This window comes from Martelella endophytica (assembly GCF_000960975.1).
Lineage (GTDB): Bacteria > Pseudomonadota > Alphaproteobacteria > Rhizobiales > Rhizobiaceae > Martelella > Martelella endophytica.
The window spans coordinates 575,506-597,607 of the sequence record NZ_CP010803.1 but is presented as its reverse complement, the minus strand read 5'-3'; the positions used below and the strand labels follow the sequence as shown (position 1 = coordinate 597,607).

Here is a 22,102-nt window from a genome sequence, read left to right as displayed (position 1 = left end):
GCATCTGCGCGACGCGCTGAATATCGCACGAATGGCATCATCCGGCATCTGGCCGGGGATCAATTCGCCGATGAAGGGCTGCGGCGATACCTGCCGCAGCCCCGTGAACGCCCTGGCGCACGAGCGTTCGCCGCGCCGCCTTACTTGGCGGGCTTGATTTCGTAGGCGCGCGTTTCCTGGTCGACGCGCGGCGTGATCTCGACGGTGTCCTTGTCTGCGGCCCAGACGGTCTGCAGGATGACGGTCGGGATCAGCGCGCGGTCTTCCATGGCGATGTAGGAGGCTTCTTCATAAAGCTTCTTGCGTGCCTCGGCATCGAGCGTCTGCGTGCCTTCGTCGAAGACCTTGTCGAATTCCGGGTTGGAATAGCCGGTGCGGTTGAAGTTGCCGAAGCCCTTTTCCGCGTCCTTGGTGTGCGTCAGCGCACCATAGGTGTAGGCGGCTTCGCCCGTCAGCGTGCCCCATGCCGACATGGTCATCGTGTATTCCTCGCGCGCTGCGGCGGGGAAGAAGACCGTGCCGTTGAGAGCCTGTGCGTTGACCTTCAGGCCAAGGCGGGCCCACATCTGGGCGAGTGCTTCGCAGACCACGGCATCGCCGGGAACGCGGTTGTTGGTGCAGGTGAAGTCGATCTCGAAACCGTCCGGATAGCCGGCCTCTGCCAAGAGCGCCTTGGCCTGTTCGATATCGTATTCGCGCGGGCCGAGTTCTTCCGAATAGCCGAAGAAGCCTTCCGGCATCAGCTGGTTGGCCGGGTTGCCGAGGCCTTCGAGGACGACATTGACCAGCACGTCGCGGTTGATCGCAAGGTCGAGCGCCTTTCTCACGCGCAGGTCCTGCAGCGGGTTGCCGTCGACCGGCTCGCCGTTGACGGTGATCGGCTGCGGTTCTTCATCCTTCACGCTCGGCGCGATGTTGAGGATGTAGATCGAGTCGGAGATGAAGGTTTCCAGGCTGTCGTCGTTCTGGAAGGCCAGATAATCGGACGCCGGAACGTAGTTGATCATGTCGACATCGCCGGAACGCAGGGCCGCGACACGGGCGGCGTCATCGGGAATTTCGCGGCGAATGACCTTTTCCCAGGCCGGTTCTTCGCCCCAGTAATCGTCGAAACGCTCGAGCACGAGGTCGCCCTTGGGCTCCCAGGAGACGAACTTGTAGGGGCCGGTGCCGATGGCCGCTTCGCCGGAGTTGAACTCCTCGTTGCGGGCTTCCATGCTGGTGCCGTCGGAGACGACGAAAAGGCGGGTGAAGTCGTTCGGAAGCGCAGGCGCCATGCCCTTTGTATGAACGCGCAGCGTGTAGTCGTCGACCACTTCGACGCTGTCGACATATTTCGTGTAGAGCGTCATCGGCATCGGGCCGGTGACTTCCGGAATGCGCTCGATCGAGAACTTGACGTCTTCGGCGGTGAAGTCCGAGCCGTCATGGAATTTCACGCCTTCGCGCAGCTTGAATTCCCAGGTGGTGTCGTCGATCGGCTCCCAGCTGACGGCGAGGCCGGGTTTCAGCTGCAGCTTGTCGTCAACATCAACGACCGTGTCATAGATGTGGCGCAGCGCTTCGGCCTGGCTGCCGAGCGTAGACCAGTGCGGATCAATGGAATCGGGACCGGCACGCAGGCCGATGATCAGGTCATCAGCATAGACAGCAGGTGCCGCCGCCATGATGGCAAGGGCCGTTACGGCAGATCGCAGAAAGGATTTCGTCATAGGTTTGTTCCCCTTTGTTTCATCTGAGTGATACAGTAGGGCCGAAAAAATGATACGGTCAAGCCTAAATTGGTACAAAATCTGAGCTGCCTCGTCAGAAAAATGTCGTTTTGGTGGCTTGGCAGCCAGAGTGTTTTTATCCATTATAACACTATGACAGATACGCAGGCGCAATTCGATCAGGCCATGGATCGCATCATCGAGGCCATCGACCGTTCATCCACGGTCCCGGTTTCCGTGCAGTTGCGCGGCGCGCTGGAGTTCGGCATCGCCTCCGGCGATCTGCCCTCCGGCGCCCGGCTGCCATCGGTGCGCGCGCTTGCCACCCGGCTTGGCATATCGCCGGTGACCGTCAGCACAGTCTATGCGGCCCTGCAGGACGTCGGCAATATCGAAGGCCGGGTGGGCTCGGGCACGTTCGTGAAGAGCATATCGCTTTCCGCCAATGCCGGCCGGCTGCGCGAACTTGATGCGAAGATTGTCGAACTGGTTGAACTGGCCCGTGAATGCGGGGTCAATCCGACCGAGCTTGCCACGCGGGTCTCGATGATGTCGCGTCAGACGCACGTCAACATGCGGCTTCTCATTCTCGGCAATTTCGTCGAGGCGACGGAAGCCTACGCAAGGGCGCTGCGTCCGCATCTGGCTGCAGGCGATCTCCTGTCGATCGGCACCATGGATGATCTCGCCAGCATCGACCCGCAACAGGTCGATCTCGTCATCTCGCCGCGCAGCCTTCTGGAGCCGGCAAAGGCACATTTCACCGATACGCCGATTACCGGCGTCACCCTCATTCCCGATGAGGCAACGCGGGTCGCGCTTGCCTCGCTTGCGACCGATGCGCGCGTCGTCGGCTACTCCTATTTCGATACATTCGTCACCATCATGAAGGCTGGCATCCGCCGCTTCGGGCCGCACATCACCGAATTGCAGATCGTGGTACGCGGCGAGGCAGGTGTGGAAGCCGCCATCGCCGCTGCCGACGTGCTGGTTTATGCCACCGGTGCCGACTATCTCATCGAAACGCTCCGACCCGACCAGCATGCATTCGAATACCGTCACACACCCGATATCCACGCCGTGCGGAAGGAACTGCTTCCCACGATCGAGGCCTACAGAACAAAAATCCTGAAAAAACGGAGGGGCAACGTTGAAAATTTCCGAAAGCAACTGGTTTGAGGTCGAGGAATATCTGAAGACGGATGACCGCTGTGTCCTGCCATTGGGCAGCACCGAGCAGCATGCCTGGCTCAGCCTGTCGGTCGACAGCATCCTGTCCGAAAAGGTCGCGGCCGATGCCGCCGAGCCCCTCGGCGTTCCAGTGTTTCCGGCCGTCGCCTATGGGCTGACGCCCTATTTCATGGCTTTTCCGGGCAGCGTCACGCTGAAGCTCTCGACCTATGCAGCGCTGATATCAGACATTCTCGACAGCCTTTATGCGACCGGCTTCCGCCGTATCCTGATCGTCAACGGCCATGGCGGCAACACGCCGGTGCAGCCGGTGACGATGGAATGGATGGAACGTCACGAAGGCGCGCGCTGCCGCTTCCATGACTGGTGGCGGGCGCCAAAGACGTTTGCCACGGTGCGCGAGATCGATCCCATCGCCAGCCACGCCAGCTGGATGGAGAATTTTGCCTGGACGCGCCTGCCGGGCCGCAAAATGCCGGCCGAGCAGAAGCCCTATGTCGATTTCGACCGCCTGCGCGATCGCAATGCCGCTGGCGTTCGCGCGCTGATCGGCGATGGCAATTATGGCGGTCTCTACCAGCGCCCCGATGAAGACATGGACCGGGTCTGGTCCGTGGCTGTCGAGGAGACCCGCGCCCTGATCGAGGGTGACTGGGCATGAGCAATTCGCCAATCCTGATCTGGGGCGCCGGCGCGATCGGCGGCGTTCTCGGTGCCTATTTCGCCCGCGCCGGCCATGATGTGCACATGGTCGATATCGTGCCTGAACATGTCGAGGCGATACGCACCACCGGCCTGAAGATCGAAGGCCCGGTGGAGGAATTCACGCAGGTCCTGCCGGCGAGCACGCCGGATGAACTTGAAGGGCAGTTCGATCGCGTGTTTCTGGCGGTCAAGGCGCATCATACGCAACAAGCGCTCGACATGCTCATCCCGCATCTGGCGGAAGGCGGCTATGTCGTTTCCGCCCAGAATGGTCTCAATGAAAAGGTGATCGCCGAAAAGATCGGCGCCGAAAACACCGTCGGTTGCTTCGTCAATTATGGCGCAGACTGGCTGGAGCCGGGCCGCATTCTTTATGGCAACCGCGCTGCCGTTGCCGTCGGCGAACTTGATGGCCGGATGACGCCGCGCGTTGGCGAGGTGCACAGGCTCCTGTCGCTGGTCGAGCCGGATGCCGTGGCGACCGACAATATCTGGGGCTATCTCTGGGGCAAGATGGGCTATGGCTCACTGCTGTTCTGTACGGCACTGACGCCGGATTCCATGTCGGATGCGATGGCGCGGCCGAAACATCGCGTCGTCTACGAGAAGCTCGGTCATGAGGTGATGAAACTGGCCGAGGCCGAGGGCGCAAGCCCGCTCGGCTTCAACGGTTTTGATCCGGCGGCCTTTCTGGCGGCTGATCCCGAAGGTATGCAGGCGGCGCTCGACAAGATGGTGGCTCATAACCGCAAGACGGCCAAGACCCATTCCGGCATCTGGCGCGACCTTGCCGTGCGCAAGCGCAAGACGGAAGTGGATGCGCAGATCGGCACGATGATCCCGCTTGCCGCCTCGCATGGTCTTGCCGTTCCCGCCCTCGCGAAGATGGTCGACCTCATTCATGACATCGAGGACGGCAAGCGCGAGCAATCGGCGGCCCTTGTTGATGAGATGGTGCCGCTGTGCAGCTAGATCTTTCCAGCAAGGTGTTTGCCGTAACCGGTGCGGCGCAGGGTATCGGCGCGGCCATCGCCCGCCAGCTCAAGGCGTCTGGCGCTGCTGTCGCCGCCATCGATATCGACGGCGATGGCATGAAACCGCTTCTTGGTGATGGCATCAGCCTGCATCAGGCCGATCTTGGCTCGCGCGAGGGCGCGCATGCGGCAATCCAGACGGTGCTTTCACAGTATGGCCGTATCGACGGGCTTGTCACATCAGCCGGTGGTGTGCGCGGGCAGGCGGGGCGTCCGATCGAAGAGATCGGCGAGGATGACTGGCGCGTGATCTTTCAGGCCAATGTCGACGCCGCCATGTGGTGCGCGCAGGCTGCGGCGCCCGATATGAAGGCGCGCGGAGAAGGCCGGATTATCACCATCTCCTCAGGTGCGGGCCTTCGTCCGAGCCTGACCGGCATTCAGGCCTATGCCAGCGCCAAGCACGCGCTTGTCGGGCTGACGAAACAGCTTGCGCTCGAGCTCGGCCCCTTCGGCATCACGGTCAATTCCGTGGCGCCCGGTTTCATCCTTTCCAATCCGTCCACGGAAAAGCAGTGGGCAGCCTTTGGGGAAGAGCGGCAGAAGGCCGTCATCGGCGGAATACACATGCGCCGCCTTGGTGCGCCGGCCGATATCGCAAACGCCGTCACCTTTCTGGCCTCGCCGCAAGCGGGCTGGATCAGCGGACAAATTCTTTCGGTCGATGGAGGCCATGCATGAGCGAACCCTATGAATGGGACGAGGCGACCTGGCGCGGCCGGGTCAATCAGGTGCGCGCGGGCAAGAGCCTGCTGCCGAAGGCCTGGCCCGGCGGCGCGCGCTGCGCGGTGGCGCTCAGCTTCGACAGCGACCACGAAACCAACGAGTTGCGCGATGGCGGGGAATCCCCCGCCCGCCTCAGCTGGGGCGAGTTTGGTGCAAGGTGCGGCATCCCGCGCATCCGCAAGGTGCTTGACCGTTACGGCGCAAAGGTCAGTTTCTTCGTGCCCGCCGTCTCCGCGCTGCTGCACCCGGAAGAACAGAAATCGCTGGCCGAGGATGGTCACGAGATCGCGCTTCACGGCTGGATCCACGAACGCAATGCGCAGGTGCCCGCCGATAAGGAGCGCGAACTGATGCTGCGCTCCGCCGATACGCTGGAGAAGATCACCGGCACCCGCCCCGTTGGCATGCGCACGCCGTCATGGGACTACTCCGATGCGACGCTGAAGATCGCGCGCGAACTCGGTCTCGTCTACGACAGTTCGCTTTTTGCCGATGACGATCCTTACGAGATCCTCGACAATGGCGAGCGCACAGGCATCGTCGAGCTGCCGGTCGAATGGATCCGCGATGATGCGGTCTATTTCATGATGAACCGTTTCGGCGCGCAGCGACCCTATACGCCGCCAACCGATGTGCTCGATATCTTCCGTCGCGAATTCGACGGCGCCTATGAAGAGGGCGGCATGTTCCTTCTGACCATGCACCCGCACATCACCGGCTATCGTTCGCGGATTTTCATTCTGGAAGAGCTTCTGTCGCATATCACGTCAAAGGGTGATTGCTGGATTGCCACCCATGCCGATATCGCCCGCTACTGCGCTACCGAAGCCGGGCTGAAGGAGTAGACATGCGTTATTCTCTCGCGGTCCATGGCGGGGCCGGAACCATTTTGAAATCGAAGATGACGCCGGAAAAGGAAGCGGCCTATCACGCAGGCCTTCGCCGGGCGCTGGAAGCAGGTGAAGCCGTGCTGAAGGATGGCGGGGCGGCGCTTGATGCGGTGACGGCCGCCGTCTGCGCGCTGGAAGACGAGCCGCTCTTCAATGCCGGGCGTGGTGCTGTGTTCACCGATCACGGCGAGCAGGAAATGGATGCCGCCGTCATGGACGGACGCGACCGGAAGGCTGGCACGATCGCCAGCATTTTCGGCCCGAAGAACCCGGTTCTGGCGGCACGTGCGGTGATGGAGCATACGGTTCATGTCTGCATGACCGGGCCGAATGCTCTGGAAATTGCCCGCAAAGCCGGCGTCGAATTCGCCGACAAGGACTATTTTTTCACACAAGCCCGCTGGGACGCGCTCCAGGAAACGCTGAAGATGAAGGCCAAGGGCGAGGATGATGCCGACCCGGCGCGCCGCCACGGCACGGTCGGTGCGGTGGCCTGCGACAAGGACGGCAACCTGGCGGCCGCCACCTCCACCGGCGGCTGGACCGGCAAGGCCAAGGGCCGCATTGGCGACACGCCGATGATCGGCGCCGGCACCTATGCCGACAATGCCACCTGCGCGGTGTCCGGCACGGGCCACGGCGAGATATTCATCCGCTGGACGGCGGCGTCCGAGATCGCTGCCCGCATGCGTTACAAGGGCGAGAGCCTCGAAGAGGCCGCGTGCCATGTGGTGATGGTCGATCTCGGCGAAAACGACGGCTCCGGCGGCGTCATCGCGGTTGACCGCGACGGCAACATTGCCCTGCCGTTCAATTCGGAAGGCATGTATCGAGGGTTCGTTCGCGCCGGCGAGGAGGCCGTGACGGCGATCTATCGTTCGTAGGCCCGCAGCAGCGGTTCCGGCAGGAGGATATCGTTGCGGCGATGTCCTGCACCTGTCGCGGCAGCCAGAACCAGATGATTGCGGGCAGCGCTTTGTCGAAGTCCCTCCGCCCTCATGCGGGACAGCCCCGACATAACACATGGGCTGAAGCGAGTTTTGTCAGGCAGAGGGGTGTTATGCCCCTTTCCTTTGGTCGGCTTTGCTGGCAGCGTCGCGGCAGGTGCGAACCCACAGCAAGAGTTTCATGATCTCCCTCAAAAGCCTGCCCGCTCTGACCCTCGGCCTCGGCGTTTCGATGCTGATCGGTTACGGCGCGCTGTTCTATTCCTTTTCGCTGCTGGCGCCAGCCGCGGCTGCGGCGGAAGGCTGGAGCCAGAGCTTCATCTTCGGCGCGCTGTCGCTCGGTCTGTTTCTGGAGGCGCTGGCCGCGCCGGTCTGCGGGCGGGTTCTCGATCGCTATGGACCGCGCGTGGTCATGGCGACGGGCTCGCTTCTGGCCGCCCTGCTTCTGGCGCTCGCCGCGCTCACGCAATCGGCATTGCAGTTCGGCGTTGTCACGATCCTGATCACCACGGTTTCGATAGCGGTTCAGTATGAGGCGGGCTTTGCCGCGCTTGCCGTTCATTTCGGCGCTGCGGCACGGAGGCAAATCACCACCGTCACGCTGATCGCCGGCTTCGCCTCCACCCTGTTCTGGCCGGTGATCGAATGGATGCTCGGCTTTGCGAGCTGGCGGGCGGTCTATCTGGTGCTGGCGCTCGTCAACCTCCTCATCGCCTTTCCGATCCACCTTGTGCTGTTGCGCGGGCGACCGGCGGCAGCGGAGGAACCTTCTTCCCCGCTGGCAGAAACGGCCAAAGCGTCGACTTCTGCGATGCCGGTTCCGGCAGGGCGCGAACGGCTGCTCATCCTGGCAATCATGGCGGTCGCCTTTGCCGGAACCGGCTTCCTGTTTTCAGGCATTTCCGCCTCGCTCGTCGTGCTTCTCGGCGGGATCGGCTTTTCCAGCGGCACGGCGGCACTTGCCGGCGCGGTGATCGGCCCCGCCCAGGTACTCGGCCGGATCGGGGAACTGATGCGCCATGGAAGCGTGGCGCCCGTGACGACGGCCCTGATCGCCAGCGTGGCGACGGCACTCGGCATCGCCCTTCTTCTCCTTGCTGTCCTCTCGCCTGTCGTATCGCTGGCGCTTGCCTTCGGGCTTTTCTATGGCGTCGGTCAGGGGCTCGCCTCGATCATCCGCGGCACCATTCCGTTGCAGTTCTTCGGTGCCGCCGGCTATGGCGCGCTCACCGGCAATCTTTCTTTTGTCCGGCTGGTGGTCGCGGCAGCGGCGCCCTTCGCCGTCATTCTGGTCGAGGGGCGGCTCGGACCGACGGCAGCGGTCGCGCTTCTCCTCGTCGTGGCACTGATCACGCTCGTGGCTTTCCTGTGGCTCGCGGCGATTGCCCGAAGGTGACGTCACCGACTGCGAAATGCTTGTCTTGTAATTTCTGTGCTTTCTCTTGAGATAAAGGAGCGCCGGAGATCGGCCTCCGGCTCGGCTACCGCGATTCCTCCTATTTCTCGCGCCGCTTCAGGGCATTGCAGGGCGTGACGCCGAGCGACTATCGCGAGCGCTTTTCCACGCGGGTCGAGGGAGGCTCTGCCTCTCGGCCTGCGGTCGGTGAACCGGCAGCGCGGCGCGAAGCAACGTGGCGGCTCAGCTCCGCCATGGCGGGATCATTCGCGGCGTATAGGTCGGGTTCGCTTCGCCGCCGCAATCGTCACCGTCAGCGATGCCGGGCCCAACATCAGGCGGGCGGGTCGCAGGCGTCGCTGCGGCCGGCGACGAGCGTTACCGGCGGTCGCTTGCCGATGATACCGCCGGGATAGGCCTTGGAAAATTGCGGGATCTGGGCGAGCAGTGCGTGCGCCAGCGCGATCCCGACGTCATCGAGCGAGATGTGGAAGCAGGTCAGGGAGGGCTCGATGAAGCGGATCGTCGGCTCGTCGCGGAAGCTGATGATCGCGAGGTCCCTGCCGGGCTCAAGGCCGCGTTCGCGCAGCCGCCGATAGATGCCGATCGCCGTCAACTCGTACATCAGGAAAATGGCGGTTGGCGGCGCGGAAAGCGCCAGCAGCCTGTCGACAACGCCATCGCCATCGTCTTCCCGCCGATGGGTCGTCAGCACCAGTTGCTCGTCATATTCCAGTCCGTGACGGGCGAGCGCCTGCCTGTAGGATTGATGCACGACACTGCCGAAATTGATCTCCCCATCCGGCAGGGTCAGGGCGATGCGGCGATGGCCGCGGGCGACGAAGCGGTCGATCGCGGTTTCGACGGCGGTCTCGAAATCAAGGTCGATCCAGGAGTAGCCGCTGCCGGTGGAACTGCGCCCCAGCGTTACGAAGGGAATGCCCGAGGACTGCATCAGCGTGATGCGCGGATCGGTGCGCATCGTCGAGGCGAGGATCATGCCGTCCACCGCACTGCGGGATACGAAACGCTGCAAATAGGTGTAGTGGTCCTGATGGCTGGGGCAGGGCAAGACCAGCAGATCGAGCTCGTGTTTGTCGAGCACCCGCTGCATCGCGTCAAACACGCCCATGAAGAAGTAGTCATTGCTCGAGGCGTTCTCCGGCGCAAGCTGGATCATGAAGCCCACCTGATGGGTCGCGCCCTGCGCCAGGGCGCGCGCAGCATGGTTCGGCGCATAGCCCTGGCTGCGTGCTGCCTCGAGAACCCGGCGTCTGGTTTCCGCGTTTACATCCGGTTTGCCGTTCAACGCGCGCGATACCGTGCCCGTGGAAATCCCCAATTGCTGGGCCAGCTGCGCAATGCCTTTCATTCAATTCTCCCCATCTTCCCATTCGGCTATTGACACAAAACAAGTTTTAATACTAGCGTCGTAAGCGCTTACGGAGTGTGCTGCGGACAAGATGGAGGTCTTGTTTCCGCGCTGCACAATAAAAGTATAAGTATACTCCTGGGGAGGAGAGTAACTTGACCAAGACTGCCGTCCTGGTCGGCTGCGGCAATATGGCTGCAGGCTGGCTGAAGGCCCTTGATGCGCCCATGAACCGGGGGCGCGTCAAAATCACAGGCCTCATCGATACCAACACATCGGCCGCCGAAGCGCTGCGTGACGCCTTCGCGCTTTCGGATGCTGAAATTTCAGACAACCTTGCGACGTTTCTCGATGCGCATGACGTCGATCTCGTCTTCGACGTGGCGATACCGGCCGCACGCCGGGCAATCGTCGAGACGGCGCTCGGGCATGGTTGCGACGTGCTGACGGAAAAGCCGATGGCGGCTTCGCTTGAGGATGCCCGCGCCATCAACGCCGCAACCGAAAGGGCAGGGCGCATTCACGCCGTGGTGCAGAACCGCCGCTTCAATGCCGGCGTCCGTCGCATCCGCGCCATGGTCGAGAGCGGCGCGCTCGGCCAGATCACCGGGCTGCATTGCGATTTCTTCATCGGCGCCCATTTCGGCGGGTTCCGCGACGAGATGGAGCATGTCCTGCTGCTCGACATGGCCATCCACACCTTCGATGCGGCGCGCTTCATGCTGGGCGCCGATCCGCTTGCTGTCTACTGCCTTGAAACCAATCCGGCCGGCTCCTGGTATGCGCATGACGCTGCCGCCAATGCCATCTTTGAATTTTCCGACGATATTGTCGCCACCTATCGCGGTTCATGGTGCGCCGAAGGGGCCAACACCAGCTGGGAATCGGCCTGGCGCATCATCGGCACGAAGGGCACGCTGCTCTGGGATGGCGAAGATGGCTTGTCCGCCAATGTGGTTGCCGGTGACGAAGGCTTTTTCCGGCCGCTCGCCGCCGTCGACGTGCCGCCAGTGCCGGATGAGGCACAAACCCACGGGCACGCCAGCATGATTGCCCACTTCCTTGACGCGGTCGAAGCGCGCACCGCGCCTGAAACCGTCGGGACCGACAACATCAGAAGCCTCGAAATGGTGTTTGCCGCCATCGAGAGCGCCAGGACCCGTCAGCGCGTCCTCATTGCCAGACAGGAACATTGATCGTGACCAATCCCCTCAAGTCCATCCGCATCGGCACCATGATCCAGGCCACGGAAGGCAAGGCCGCCGAGAATATCGCGGCCATTGCCGATCGTGGTTTCGAAAGCTTCGAGCCATTCTTCTGGCAGACGACCAATGGCCAGGACCTTGCCGAACTCGGCAAGCGCTGCCGCGATGCGGTCGGCGACCGGGACATCGAGATCTCGACGCTCGGCATGTTCGGCAATCCGCTGGAAGACGAGGAAATGGACCGCCAGACCCTTCAGGGCTGGAAGGACTGCATCGACAATGCCCATCACTTCGGCGCGACCTGCATTGCCGGCTTCACAGGCCGCATCCGCAACAAGCCGCTCACCGAAAGCCTGCCGCGCTACCGCGAGGTCTGGTCGGAACTTGCCCGGCGCGCCGCTGACAAGGGCGTGAAGATCGCCTTCGAGAATTGCGCCATGGACGGCAACTGGCAGACCGGCGACTGGAATATCGCACATAATCCTGATGCCTGGGAACTGATGTTCAACGAAACGCCGGACGACAATATCGGCCTCGAATGGGAACCCTGCCACCAGATGGTCTATCTCATCGACCCGATGCCGCAGATCCGCAAATGGGCTGACAAGTTCTTCCATGTCCACGGCAAGGATGCGACGATCCGCTGGGAGGTGATCCGCGAACACGGCGTCTTCGGCAAGGAAAAATTCGTGTTCATGCGCACGCCGGGCTTCGGCGACAGCAACTGGACGGACATCATCTCCGAGCTTCGCCTGGCAGGCTACGCGGGCGCCATCGACATCGAGGGCTGGCACGATCCGGTCTATCGCGGCGATCTCGAAATGACGGGCCAGGTGATGGCGCTGAATCATCTGAAGGCGGCGCGTGGCGGTCACGAATTCATCGCCGAGAGCGCAGCCTATGCCGGCGGCGATCCGTCGCTGGCCTGACCTGGCGTCAGGCCTGCCGACCGCCTGAACCTGGCGGCCGGCAACACCAGAATTTCCGGATGGAAGGTAGAGGAGCCGTCCGGAAACCGCTGAAGCCATGCAGGCTTCAGCCGGTCTTTGGCAACATTGCTATGGGAGGAAAGCATGAAGAACTTCAGATTGAGCCTGCTTGCCTGTGTCGCACTGGGCGGCATCGGCTTTGCGAATTCCGCCTTCGCCGATCCGGTGACACTCAAGGTCTGGTCCATCGACGGCGATGACCGGCCCGGTATCGCCGACACCTTCTCGAAGGAATTCGATGAGATGAACGACGACATCACCATCGAATATCGCTATCTGCCCTTCGACGACCTCGTCAACGAGACGCTGAGGGCCTATGCCACCGGCAACGCGCCGGACATCGTCTCGCTCGACAATCCGGATTTCGCGCTGTTCTCGTCGCGCGGTGCGATGCTCGACATCACCGACCGGATCGCCAATTCGGATATCATCAACGCTGACAACTTCTTCGAGGGGCCGCTCAATTCGGTGACCTGGGACGGCAAGTATTACGGCATCCCGAAATACACCGACACCATCGCCGTATTCTACAACAAGGACCTGTTCGAAAAGGCCGGCATCGACCATCCGCCGCAGACATGGGCCGAATTCGCCGAGGATGCCGAGAAGCTTACCGATCCGGAAAACAATGTCTATGGCGCCACCTTCTCGGCGCGTGCCGGTGAGGAAGGCACGTTCCAGTTCCTGCCGATCATCCAGATGTCCGGTGGCAGCTTCAAGAACGTCAACACCGACGGCGCCGTCGAGATGCTGGAAACCTGGAAGAAGATGATCGACAACGGCTGGGTCTCCAAGGACGTGCTGTCGCTCGGCCAGTGGGATTCGACCGGCACCTTCAACTCCGGCAATGCCGCGATGGCGGTCTCGGGCAACTGGGAAATCGACCGGATGGTGGAAGACGCCGATTTCGACTGGGGCGTCACCCTGCTGCCTACGCTGGAAGAGGGCGGCGACCGCTCATCCGCTCTGGGCGGCTTCGACTGGGGCATCATGTCCACAACCAAGCACCCCGACGAGGCGTTCCGCGCGCTCGAATATTTCGATTCCCAGGCAGACCGGCTTTACGATGAGTTCGGCTACGTCGCGCCGCGCAGCGATATCGAGATCAAGCCGAGCGGCAACGCCAAGAAGGACGAGGCGATCGCCGTGTTCCTCGATCAGCTGCAATATGCCCAGCCGCGTGGCCCGCATCCGGACTGGCAGAAGATCTCGAAGGCGATCTACGACGCCGAGCAGGCGGCGCTGACCGGGCAGATGTCGCCTCGTGATGCGCTCGATCAGGCCCAGGCGACGATCGAAACGATCGTCAACTGATGTTGCCGCGCCCGGTCAGCATCAGCCTGGCCGGGCGCATTCCTATCCTGATCGGGAGATTCTTGCGATGAAACCCCTTTCCAGTCTGCGGGACGGGATCGGCTTCGATCTGGCGCTCGTTGGCGCCGCGCTTCTGTTCCTGTTTCTGCTCGCCGGTCTGCCGCTGGTCTATAACGTTCTGATGAGCTTCCAGCAGGTCGACATGTTCACGCTGAATGCGCTGATCCGACCCTTCGCCGGCTTCCAGAACTATATCGACGTCTATCGTCAGCCCGAGTTCTGGCTGGTGGCGAAAAACACATTCATTTTCGTCTTCTTTTCCATTCTGGGGCAGTTCACGCTCGGCTTCGCGCTGGCGCTGTTCTTCGCCAAGGATTTCGCTGGCGCAAGGGTCATTCGCGGCCTGTTTCTGGTGTCGTGGGTGATGCCCGGCCTCGTCGTCGGCGCCATCTGGAGCTGGATCCTGGCTGGCGATTTCGGCGTGCTGAACGCGATCCTCAAGGGGATCGGCATCATCGATTCACCGATGTTCTGGAAATCCGATCCGAGCCTTTCGATCTGGTCCGTCGTCATCGCCAATATCTGGCTCGGCCTTGCCTTCAACATGCTGCTTCTGTCCGTCGGTCTCGCCGCGATCCCGCGCGATATCTACGAGGCGGCGGAGCTCGATGGCGCCAATGCCTGGGAGCGTTTCTACACCATCACGCTGCCGATGATGCGCTCGACGATCGGCGCCGTGCTGGCGCTCGGCACGATCGGCACACTGCAGCAATTCGACCTGTTCCCGGCGCTGACGGAGGGCGGACCCGCCAATTCCTCGAACGTCGCGCAGTTCTGGTCGTGGCAGATGTCGTTCAAGCTCTATGATTTCGCCAAGGGCGCGACGATCTCGGTGATGCTGTTCGTCATCGTGTTGTTCGCCTCGATCATCTATGTCCGCTCCACCCGTCATGAGGTGCGCGGATGACCCGGTCAAACACCAGCCTCTATATCACCATCGCGCTTGTGCTGGCGGGGGTTTACCTGTTTCCGCTCTACTGGATGTATGTCACCAGCCTGAAGGGCGGCTCGGAAATCTTCGCCAACCCGCCGACCTTCTGGCCCCGTGATGCAGCGTTTTCGATCTATCCGGAAGTCTGGGCGCGGCGCACCATGCCGACCTACCTGACCAACTCGCTGATCATCGCGAGCGGCGTCACGGCGGTGACGGTGTTGCTCGGCACGGGCTGCGCCTATGTTCTGGCTCGCTATCGCAGCATCTGGATCGATATCGGCCTGTTCTTCATCCTGATGCTCCAGGTTTTGCCGGCCTCGGTGATGATCACGCCGTTGTTCGTCGGCTTCAACCAGATCGGCCTTCTGAACTTTCCGCGCACTGCCGTGGTCATCGCGACCGCCGCCAAGGCGATGCCGTTCTTCGTGGTGCTCGTCAGGGCAACCTTCATGAACGTGCCGCGCGAACTGGAGGAATCAGCGCTGGTCGACGGCAATTCCCGCGTCGGCGCCTTCTTCTTCGTGGTGCTGCCGCTTGCCAGAAACGGCATTCTCGTCTGCGCCATCCTCACCTTCATGACGTCGTTCGGCGAATACATCTATTCGAAATCCATCATCCAGGATCCGCTCCTGCAGCCGGCAAGCGTCGGGCTCAGCAGCTTCCTCGGGCCGAACTCGTCGGACTGGAACTCGATCATGGCCTATTCGGCGATCTACGTGACCCCGATCCTCGCCGTCTTCGTCATCCTGCAGCGCCGCATCGTCTCCGGCCTCACCTCGGGAGCCCTCAAATGACCACACAGATCGCGATCCGCAGTCTGGAGAAATATTATGGCGCCTTCCATGCGCTGAAGAATATCGAACTCGAGATCGAGAAGGGCAGTTTCGTGGCGCTTGTCGGGCCATCGGGCTGCGGCAAGTCGACATTGCTGCGTTCCATGGCAGGGCTGGAAACGATCAGCTCCGGCGAAATCAGGATCGAGGACGAGGATGTCTCCGACATGCCGCCCAGAAAGCGGGATGTGGCGATGGTGTTCCAGTCCTACGCGCTCTATCCGCACATGACGGTGGAGCAGAACCTGACCTATTCGCTGCGCTGGAAGAAGGTGGCGAAGGCCGAGCGGCACAAGCGCGCGCAGGAGGTCGCTGCCTCCACCGGCCTCGGCGAACTGCTGCATCGCTATCCGCGGGAACTCTCCGGTGGCCAGCGGCAGCGGGTGGCCATGGGGCGCGCCATCATCCGCAATCCGCGCGCCTTCCTTTTCGACGAGCCGCTCTCCAATCTCGACGCCGCTCTGCGCGTGCAGATGCGCAAGGAAATCCGCGCCCTCCACAATCGTCTCGGCGCCACTTCCGTTTACGTCACCCACGACCAGATCGAGGCGATGACCATGGCCGACTACGTCGTCGTCATGCGCAAGGGCGTGATCGAACAGCGCGGCCGGCCGCTCGAACTCTACGAGCAGCCGGTCAACCGTTTCGTCGCCGGCTTCATCGGCTCGCCGGCGATGAATTTCGTTGACGGCACGGTGTGCGAGGACGGAAAGTCGGTGTCGCTCGATGCGCTGAATGGCGAACGGCTGGCGGTGTCGCACACGCTTGCGCCCAATCGACGCGTGACGCTCGGGCTGAGACCGGAACACCTGCAGCTAGCAAAGAACGATGCTGCCCTGCACATGAAGGTCGGGCTGGCCGAATCCACCGGCTCCGTCACCTATCTCTCAAGCCCCGATGACCTGATTACGGTCGTCTCAGGCGGGCGCGAAGGGGTGCGGGAAGGCGACGTCATCGGACTGACCATCGATCCCGAACTCGTCCATGTCTTCGACGCAGAGACGGAACAGCGTATCTGAGGCCGGCTTCGACCGGTCGAACAGGAAAGGCCTTTTCCATGAACACCAATGCCCAACACCCGGCTGCCCTGACGCCGAAGTCGAAATTCCGGCCGCTCGCGGTCAACCAGGTCCGGGTCGGCGGCTTCTTCGGGCCGCGCATCGACGTCATCGCCACCAAGACCGCAGCGCTTCTTTTCGATCGCTGCGTGGAAGCCGGCATGCTGGAGCAGATCGATCCGGACAAGCCCAGCCCCGGCATCGTCATTCCCTATCATCCGGGTGGCAAGGTCACGACCCAGATGTTCTGGGATTCCGACCTCGCCAAAAGCATCGAGACGGCGGCTTACGCGCTCTATCGCCAACGCGACGCTGCGCTCGAAGCGCGCATCGATGCGGTGATTGATACCTATGGCCGGCTTCAGGCGGAGGACGGCTATCTCAACTCGTTCTTCCTGCGCATCGAGCCCGGCACGCGCTGGGCCAATCTGCGCGACCAGCACGAGCTTTACGATGCCGGCCACATGATCGAGGCGGCCGTCGCCTATTATCAGGCGACCGGCAAGCGCAAGTTCCTCGACATGCTCTGCCGCTATGCCGATCTGATCGACCGGACCTTTGGTCCGAACGCGGATCAGAAGCACGGCTATCCGGGCCATCCGGAACTCGAACTGGCGCTGATCAAGCTTGGCCGGGTGACGGGCGAGCAACGCTATCTCGATCTCGCCAAATTCTTCGTCGACGCCCGTGGTCAAGAACCGCACTACTTCGATCAGGAAGCGGTCGCGCGCGGCGAGAAGCCTGAGGATTTCCACTTCAAGAACTACGAATACGCGCAGGCCCACAAGCCGGTGCGCGAGCAGCGCGAAATCGTTGGCCATGCCGTGCGCGCGGCCTATCTCTATGCCGGCATGGCGGATGTCGCGACGGAATTTTCCGACCCGAGCCTCGATCCGGCGCTGGAGGCGATCTGGAGCCACCTGACGGAGAAGAACCTCTATGTGACCGGTGGCTTCGGTCCCTCGAAGGACAATGAGGGCCTGACCTACGACTATGACCTGCCGAATGCGACGGCCTATGCGGAAACCTGCGCGTCGGTGGCGCTTGTCTTCTGGGCAAGCCGCATGCTCGGCCGCGCGCCGGATGCCCGCTTTGCCGATGTCATGGAAAGGGCGCTCTATAACGGCGCGCTGACCGGCATATCCGAGGACGGAACGCATTTCTTCTACGACAACCCGCTGGAAAGCCGCGGTGCACATCATCGCTGGCGCTGGCATTTCTGCCCGTGCTGCCCGCCGAATATCGCCCGCCTCGTCACATCGATCGGCACCTATTTCTATGGCGTTGCGGAAGACGAGGTCGCGGTGCATCTCTATTGCGAGAACGACGCCGAGCTGGAGGTGGCGGGCACAAGGCTGAACCTCGGCCTTACGACACGCTATCCCGATGACGGCAGCATCGCGCTCACGCTGGATCCCGAGCGGCCGGTCGACTTCACCCTGTCGCTCAGGGTGCCGGGCTGGGCGAAGGGCTTTTCGCTCGCGATCAACGGGGAGCCGTTGGTGGCGCAGCCGGAAAATGGATATCTGCGCATTCGGCGGCAGTGGAATGCGGGCGACCGGGTCGCGCTTGAGCTCACCATGGAAGCGGAACTGCTCTATGCCCATCCGAAGGTCGCGCCGGATCAGGGGCGTGCGGCCATCCTGCGCGGGCCGTTCGTCTATTGCGTGGAGGAAACCGACAATACCGCAGCGCTCAATTCCTATGTCATCAAAGACGGCGTGCGGATGACGCCATCCGATATCGACGGGTTGCCCGGCGCTGTCGGGCTGTCGCTGGATGCGCTCTTCGAAAGCCAGCCGGCTGAAGGGCTCTATGCCGAAAGCCCACCGGAGCGCCGGCCGGCATCCCTGAAGGCGATCCCCTACTATCTCTGGGACAATCGTGCGCCCGGCGAAATGCTGGTCTGGCTGCGGCGAGAGCCGTGAAGTGGCCCCGGCGCGAGAATAAACCCGCTGCCGCCGGCCGGAAGCTGGTACGGTCCGGAATGATGGAGCGTCGATGGGGAGGTGCGCATGGATCCGTTGCAGATATTGAGAGAGCCGCCGTTCAGCCTTGATGACGAGGCGATCGGCTGGGTGCGGGAAAAAGCCGCGACCTTTGATGACGATATCGAAGGCAAGATTGCCCAGCTCTTCATTCTCGGTCTTCATGGGCCGGCGGCCCCCTGGGCAGAGGAGATCGCGCGGCTGCGGCCGGGCGGCGTCACCCGCTTCTTCCAGAACGATGGCGCGGCCGAGATCGGCCTGCTTGACACCCTGCAGCGTCAGGCCTCCATTCCGCTTCTCGTCTCCGCCGATCTCGAAGGGTCGCGCATGTCGTTTTCCTTCGGCACCCAGGTGCCGAACCCGCTGGCGCTGGCCGCTGCGGACGACACAGCACTCACCCGCGACATCTATGCCCTGCTCGCCGGGGAAGCTCGTGCCGTCGGCACCAACTGGTCGTTCACGCCGGTCGTCGACATCAACGCGGCCTTTCGCTCGGCGATTGTCGCCACCCGCGGCTTCGGTGCCGATCCGGATCTGATCCTGCGTCACGCCATGGTCCAGATCGAGGCGCTGCAGGACCACGGCATCGCCGCCTGCCTCAAGCACTGGCCGGGCGAAGGCTATGACGATCGCGACCAGCATCTCGTCACGACAGTGAACCCGCTGTCGCTTGAAGACTGGGAGAAAACCTTCGGCAGGCTCTACCGGGCGGGCATCGCCAATAGGGTGCTCTCCGTCATGTCGGCGCATATCGCGCTGCCCGCCTTCGTGCGGGCGGTCGAGCCGGATGCGGGACCGGAGGAGCTTTATCGGCCGGCATCGCTGTCGCGTCTGCTCAATCAGAAGCTTCTGCGTGAAAGGCTCGGTTTCAACGGCCTCATCGTGTCGGATGCATCCGAAATGGCGGGGGCGACGTCCTACATGGCGGCAGGCCCGGCCAAGGTCGAAATGCTGAGGGCGGGCTGCGACATGGTGCTGTTCACCGGCGACCTGACCGGCGACATTGCCCATGTGCGCGCCGCCCTTGCCGATGGCAGCCTGAGCCAGGCCCGTCTCGACGAGGCACTGACACGGGTGCTGGGGCTGAAGGCGGCGCTCGGCCTGCACAAGGCCACTCGCGAAGCCGAAGCGGTGAGCGTTCGGCTTGCACGGCTTGCGGTGCCGGAGGCGAAGGCGATTGCCGCCGATGCCTTTGCGCGTGCGCCGACGCTGGTGAAGGACGTGCCGGGCCTGTTTCCGCTCTCCGCCGAAACCCATCGCCGCGTACTGGTCATCTCGGGCGGCATCATCTCGCCGATCCACGGCGCCGCGCTGCCGCTTGCGCTGCCGGAGATGATGCGGGCGCGGGGCTTCGACGTGACGCTCTACAGGCCGGGCGATCCCTGGCAGCCGAAGGAATACGATCTCGTTCTTTATCTGCTCGCGGAAGAGACGCTGCTCACCCGCAGCCACATCTTCCTCGACTGGATGCGGCTGATGGGCGATTTCCGCATGGCGATGAAGCGGCCCTGGCATGAGGTGCCGACCGCGCTCGTTTCCTTCGGCTATCCCTATTATCTCTACGATGCGCCGCGCATGCCGAGCGTCATCAATGCCTATGCGACCTCCGACGAGATGCAGGCTGCCGTGCTGGACTGCATGACCGGCGTGAAGCCGTTTGTGGGCAAAAGCCCGGTCGATGCCTTCTGCGGACAGGAGCAGGCCCGTTTTTGATGGCGGCTTCGTCGGGGCGGAGAACTGACGGCGATCAATACTGGTTATCGCTTGGAGTCATCTTTTCATTGGATCGGTCCGGCCGGGGTTGATAGACGTCAGCCCGCAAAGCCTTGGCCCCTCAATTCAGTGAAATTCCGTGTCTTTCCTGCCAGATTTGAATTCGCCCGTCCTGCGTTCGACGCTCCGCACCACCAATGCCTGGATGCACCTTCTCTCGCCGGTGCTGCGGTTGCGCCTGCTGGTGCGTCGCAGCGAGATCTGGCTGGTGGCGATCGCCTCCATGATCGGTGTTGCGGCAGGTCTGGCGCAGGCGGCGATTTCCTCCGCGGCGCATGGATTGCAGCAACTGCTTTTCGGTCTCTCCGGGGATGAGCGGCTGAGCGCCGTGTCCGGCTCGCTCGGAGAGCTGGCGCTCTTCGTGCCGCTCGTCGGCGGCGCCATTCTGGTGCCCATCGCCTGGCTGGTGAAGCGCAACGGCCGCCGCCTGGTCGACCCGATCGAGGCCAATGCGCTGCACGGTGGACATCTCTCGTTCTACGACAGCCTGATCATCACCCTGCAGACGGTGGTCTCCAATGGTTTCGGCGCATCCGTCGGGCTTGAGGCCGCCTATGCGCAGATGGGCGGTGCCTTCGGCTCGAAACTGAGCGCCTTCCTGCATGCGCGCCGCTCGGACATGCGACTCCTGCTCGGCTGTGGTGCGGGCGCGGCGATTGCCGCAGCCTTTCAGGCGCCGCTCGCAGGCGCCTTCTACGCCTTCGAACTGGTGATCGGCACCTATTCGATCGCCGCGCTGGCGCCGGTGATGGCGGCCAGCATCGCCGCCACCTTCGTCTCCGGCTGGCTGACCGATTACCACGGCAACCAGCTCGGCGCCCTGCCGCAGATCGACGTCAACACCTTTGCAGCCCTGATGGGGCTTGCCGTCGTGACGGCGCTTTTCAGCGTCGCCCTGATGCTTCTCGTCAGCGAGACCGAGAAACTGTTTACCAGGCTACGGATCCCGGCGCTGGTCCGGCCGCTCGTCGGCGGCGCCGTGCTGGCCATTGCCGTGGCCTTCACGCCCTTCGTGCTGTCGTCCGGCCATGGGGCGTTGCAGGCCGTCCTCGAGGAACCGCCGGCCTCGCTCTGGCTGCTCGTATTCATGATCGGCGCCAAGATGGTGGCCTCGGCGGTGTCGCTCGGCAGCGGTTTCCGGGGCGGCCTGTTCTTTGCGTCGCTGTTCGTCGGTGCGTTGATCGGCCTTGCCTATTTCCACGTGCTGGAGATTGTCGCCCCCGGCATGGTCGCAGATGGCCGGGTTGCCGCCTTTGCCGGCATGACCGGGCTTGCCGCGGCCGTCGTCGGCGGGCCGTTGACCATGGTGTTCCTGACGCTGGAGGACACCGGCTCTCTGTCGCTCGCCATCACCATGCTGGCGGTTGCCGCCGTCTCCTCCGTGCTCATCCGTCAGTTCTTCGGCTACTCCTTCGCTACATGGCGCTTCCACCAGCGCGGCGAAACGATCCGCAGCGCGCATGATATCGGCCTCATCCGTTCGCTCACCGTCGGGCGGATGATGCGCCGCGACATCCGCACTGCCCGCTCCGGTATCACCGTCAGGACCTTCCAGCGCGATTTTCCGCTCGGTGCCTCCAAGCAGGTCGTGGTCGTCGATGATGCCGGTGCCTATGTCGGCATGGCGCTGATGCCGGAGATCTATGCGCTCGATGCGGAGATGCTGGACCGTCCGCTTGACGAGTTCCTGGCACTGAAGGACGCTGCGCTGACGCCGGAAATGAGCGCGCGGCAGGCCGCCCAGCTGTTCGAGGATCGCTCCTCCGATGCGCTCGCCGTCGTCACCGACCGGTCCTCCAACCAGGTGCTCGGCATGCTGAGCGAGAGCTATCTGCTGCGCCGTTATGCGGAAGAGCTGGACAAGGTCAGGATGGACATGAGCGGCGTTGACCGAAGGCCGCCCGGCCGGCGTTGAGGCCTTCCGAGCGATCGTTTCAGGTTATCGATCCGGCCGCAAGTTTCATTACCGCACGCG

Annotated in this window: 19 protein-coding genes; 17 read left to right on the top strand and 2 right to left on the bottom strand. The window is 62.8% G+C overall.

What is annotated here, in order from left to right; genetic code table 11:
- Positions 1 to 140: 140 nt before the first annotated feature.
- Positions 141 to 1,712, bottom strand: coding sequence for an ABC transporter substrate-binding protein (locus TM49_RS02720; protein WP_045679435.1), 1,572 nt, complete (start codon positions 1,710 to 1,712; stop codon positions 141 to 143).
- A 153-nt stretch (positions 1,713 to 1,865) separates the two neighbouring features.
- On the opposite strand from TM49_RS02720, the gene TM49_RS02715 reads away from it, so the two are divergent.
- The 8 genes from TM49_RS02715 (at position 1,866) to TM49_RS24025 (ending at position 9,017) form a co-directional block, all read left to right on the top strand.
- Positions 1,866 to 2,891 carry a GntR family transcriptional regulator gene (locus TM49_RS02715; RefSeq protein WP_045679434.1) on the top strand — a complete coding sequence of 342 codons (1,026 nt, stop codon included), beginning with the start codon at positions 1,866 to 1,868 and terminating at the stop codon, positions 2,889 to 2,891.
- Entirely contained in the window at positions 2,863 to 3,564 is a 702-nt protein-coding gene (locus tag TM49_RS02710) for a creatininase family protein (RefSeq protein ID WP_045679433.1), read from the top strand. The genes TM49_RS02715 and TM49_RS02710 overlap by 29 nt, the downstream gene beginning before the upstream one ends.
- On the top strand, positions 3,561 to 4,580 hold the full coding sequence (locus TM49_RS02705) for a ketopantoate reductase family protein (RefSeq protein WP_045679432.1): 1,020 nt from the start codon (positions 3,561 to 3,563) through the stop codon (positions 4,578 to 4,580). Before TM49_RS02710 ends, TM49_RS02705 begins: the two co-directional genes overlap by 4 nt.
- Complete coding sequence (locus TM49_RS02700) at positions 4,571 to 5,323, top strand: SDR family NAD(P)-dependent oxidoreductase (protein ID WP_045679431.1); 753 nt, start codon at positions 4,571 to 4,573, stop codon at positions 5,321 to 5,323. Before TM49_RS02705 ends, TM49_RS02700 begins: the two co-directional genes overlap by 10 nt.
- Entirely contained in the window at positions 5,320 to 6,213 is an 894-nt protein-coding gene (locus TM49_RS02695; RefSeq protein ID WP_045679430.1) for a polysaccharide deacetylase family protein, read from the top strand. Before TM49_RS02700 ends, TM49_RS02695 begins: the two co-directional genes overlap by 4 nt.
- Positions 6,214 to 6,215: 2 nt before the next feature.
- Positions 6,216 to 7,142, top strand: a complete 927-nt coding sequence (locus TM49_RS02690) for an isoaspartyl peptidase/L-asparaginase family protein (RefSeq protein ID WP_045679429.1) — start codon at positions 6,216 to 6,218, stop codon at positions 7,140 to 7,142.
- Positions 7,143 to 7,386: 244 nt separating this feature from the next.
- Positions 7,387 to 8,601 carry an MFS transporter gene (locus TM49_RS02685; protein WP_045679428.1) on the top strand — a complete coding sequence of 405 codons (1,215 nt, stop codon included), beginning with the start codon at positions 7,387 to 7,389 and terminating at the stop codon, positions 8,599 to 8,601.
- A gap of 68 nt (positions 8,602 to 8,669) precedes the next feature.
- A complete protein-coding gene (locus tag TM49_RS24025; RefSeq protein WP_082074590.1) occupies positions 8,670 to 9,017 on the top strand; it encodes an AraC family transcriptional regulator in 348 nt (115 codons plus the stop codon).
- Here the strand turns inward: TM49_RS24025 and TM49_RS02680 are convergent.
- Positions 8,936 to 9,973, bottom strand: coding sequence for a substrate-binding domain-containing protein (locus tag TM49_RS02680; protein WP_045679427.1), 1,038 nt, complete (start codon positions 9,971 to 9,973; stop codon positions 8,936 to 8,938). The two genes, TM49_RS24025 and TM49_RS02680, sit on opposite strands and share 82 nt — an antisense overlap.
- 155 nt (positions 9,974 to 10,128) lie before the next feature.
- Here TM49_RS02680 and TM49_RS02675 point away from each other — a divergent pair, with 155 nt between their 5' ends.
- The 9 genes from TM49_RS02675 (at position 10,129) to TM49_RS02635 (ending at position 22,042) form a co-directional block, all read left to right on the top strand.
- Positions 10,129 to 11,169, top strand: coding sequence for a Gfo/Idh/MocA family protein (locus TM49_RS02675; protein WP_082074589.1), 1,041 nt, complete (start codon positions 10,129 to 10,131; stop codon positions 11,167 to 11,169).
- 2 nt (positions 11,170 to 11,171) lie between these two features.
- Positions 11,172 to 12,107: a sugar phosphate isomerase/epimerase family protein gene (locus tag TM49_RS02670; protein WP_045684652.1), complete on the top strand. Its 936-nt coding sequence runs from the start codon at positions 11,172 to 11,174 to the stop codon at positions 12,105 to 12,107.
- Between the two features lie 144 nt (positions 12,108 to 12,251).
- Positions 12,252 to 13,481 (top strand): ABC transporter substrate-binding protein, encoded by a 1,230-nt coding sequence (locus TM49_RS02665; protein ID WP_045679425.1) that lies wholly within the window; start codon positions 12,252 to 12,254, stop codon positions 13,479 to 13,481.
- A 67-nt stretch (positions 13,482 to 13,548) separates the two neighbouring features.
- Positions 13,549 to 14,448 (top strand): carbohydrate ABC transporter permease, encoded by a 900-nt coding sequence (locus TM49_RS02660; RefSeq protein WP_045679424.1) that lies wholly within the window; start codon positions 13,549 to 13,551, stop codon positions 14,446 to 14,448.
- Positions 14,445 to 15,269: a carbohydrate ABC transporter permease gene (locus TM49_RS02655; protein ID WP_045679423.1), complete on the top strand. Its 825-nt coding sequence runs from the start codon at positions 14,445 to 14,447 to the stop codon at positions 15,267 to 15,269. Before TM49_RS02660 ends, TM49_RS02655 begins: the two co-directional genes overlap by 4 nt.
- Positions 15,266 to 16,327 (top strand): ABC transporter ATP-binding protein, encoded by a 1,062-nt coding sequence (locus tag TM49_RS02650; RefSeq protein WP_045679422.1) that lies wholly within the window; start codon positions 15,266 to 15,268, stop codon positions 16,325 to 16,327. The genes TM49_RS02655 and TM49_RS02650 overlap by 4 nt, the downstream gene beginning before the upstream one ends.
- A 38-nt stretch (positions 16,328 to 16,365) precedes the next feature.
- Positions 16,366 to 18,294 (top strand): glycoside hydrolase family 127 protein, encoded by a 1,929-nt coding sequence (locus TM49_RS02645; protein WP_045679421.1) that lies wholly within the window; start codon positions 16,366 to 16,368, stop codon positions 18,292 to 18,294.
- 87 nt (positions 18,295 to 18,381) lie between these two features.
- Positions 18,382 to 20,067: a glycoside hydrolase family 3 protein gene (locus tag TM49_RS02640; RefSeq protein WP_045679420.1), complete on the top strand. Its 1,686-nt coding sequence runs from the start codon at positions 18,382 to 18,384 to the stop codon at positions 20,065 to 20,067.
- A gap of 139 nt (positions 20,068 to 20,206) precedes the next feature.
- The gene (locus TM49_RS02635) at positions 20,207 to 22,042 is read left to right on the top strand and encodes a chloride channel protein (protein WP_144409458.1); all 1,836 of its coding nucleotides are present in this window, start codon (positions 20,207 to 20,209) and stop codon (positions 22,040 to 22,042) included.
- The last annotated feature ends 60 nt before the right edge of the window (positions 22,043 to 22,102 follow it).

Excerpts from the sequence above, each read along its gene's own strand:
- TM49_RS02655 (WP_045679423.1), top strand. The coding sequence starts at position 14,445 with ATGACCCGGTCAAACACCAGCCTCTATATCACCATCGCGCTTGTGCTG.
- TM49_RS02685 (WP_045679428.1), top strand. The coding sequence starts at position 7,387 with ATGATCTCCCTCAAAAGCCTGCCCGCTCTGACCCTCGGCCTCGGCGTT.
- TM49_RS02695 (WP_045679430.1), top strand. The coding sequence starts at position 5,320 with ATGAGCGAACCCTATGAATGGGACGAGGCGACCTGGCGCGGCCGGGTC.
- TM49_RS02705 (WP_045679432.1), top strand. The coding sequence starts at position 3,561 with ATGAGCAATTCGCCAATCCTGATCTGGGGCGCCGGCGCGATCGGCGGC.
- TM49_RS02690 (WP_045679429.1), top strand. The coding sequence starts at position 6,216 with ATGCGTTATTCTCTCGCGGTCCATGGCGGGGCCGGAACCATTTTGAAA.
- TM49_RS02660 (WP_045679424.1), top strand. The coding sequence starts at position 13,549 with ATGAAACCCCTTTCCAGTCTGCGGGACGGGATCGGCTTCGATCTGGCG.
- TM49_RS02640 (WP_045679420.1), top strand. The coding sequence starts at position 18,382 with ATGGATCCGTTGCAGATATTGAGAGAGCCGCCGTTCAGCCTTGATGAC.
- TM49_RS02680 (WP_045679427.1), bottom strand. The coding sequence starts at position 9,973 with ATGAAAGGCATTGCGCAGCTGGCCCAGCAATTGGGGATTTCCACGGGC.
- TM49_RS02650 (WP_045679422.1), top strand. The coding sequence starts at position 15,266 with ATGACCACACAGATCGCGATCCGCAGTCTGGAGAAATATTATGGCGCC.
- TM49_RS02720 (WP_045679435.1), bottom strand. The coding sequence starts at position 1,712 with ATGACGAAATCCTTTCTGCGATCTGCCGTAACGGCCCTTGCCATCATG.
- TM49_RS02645 (WP_045679421.1), top strand. The coding sequence starts at position 16,366 with ATGAACACCAATGCCCAACACCCGGCTGCCCTGACGCCGAAGTCGAAA.
- TM49_RS02715 (WP_045679434.1), top strand. The coding sequence starts at position 1,866 with ATGACAGATACGCAGGCGCAATTCGATCAGGCCATGGATCGCATCATC.
- TM49_RS02665 (WP_045679425.1), top strand. The coding sequence starts at position 12,252 with ATGAAGAACTTCAGATTGAGCCTGCTTGCCTGTGTCGCACTGGGCGGC.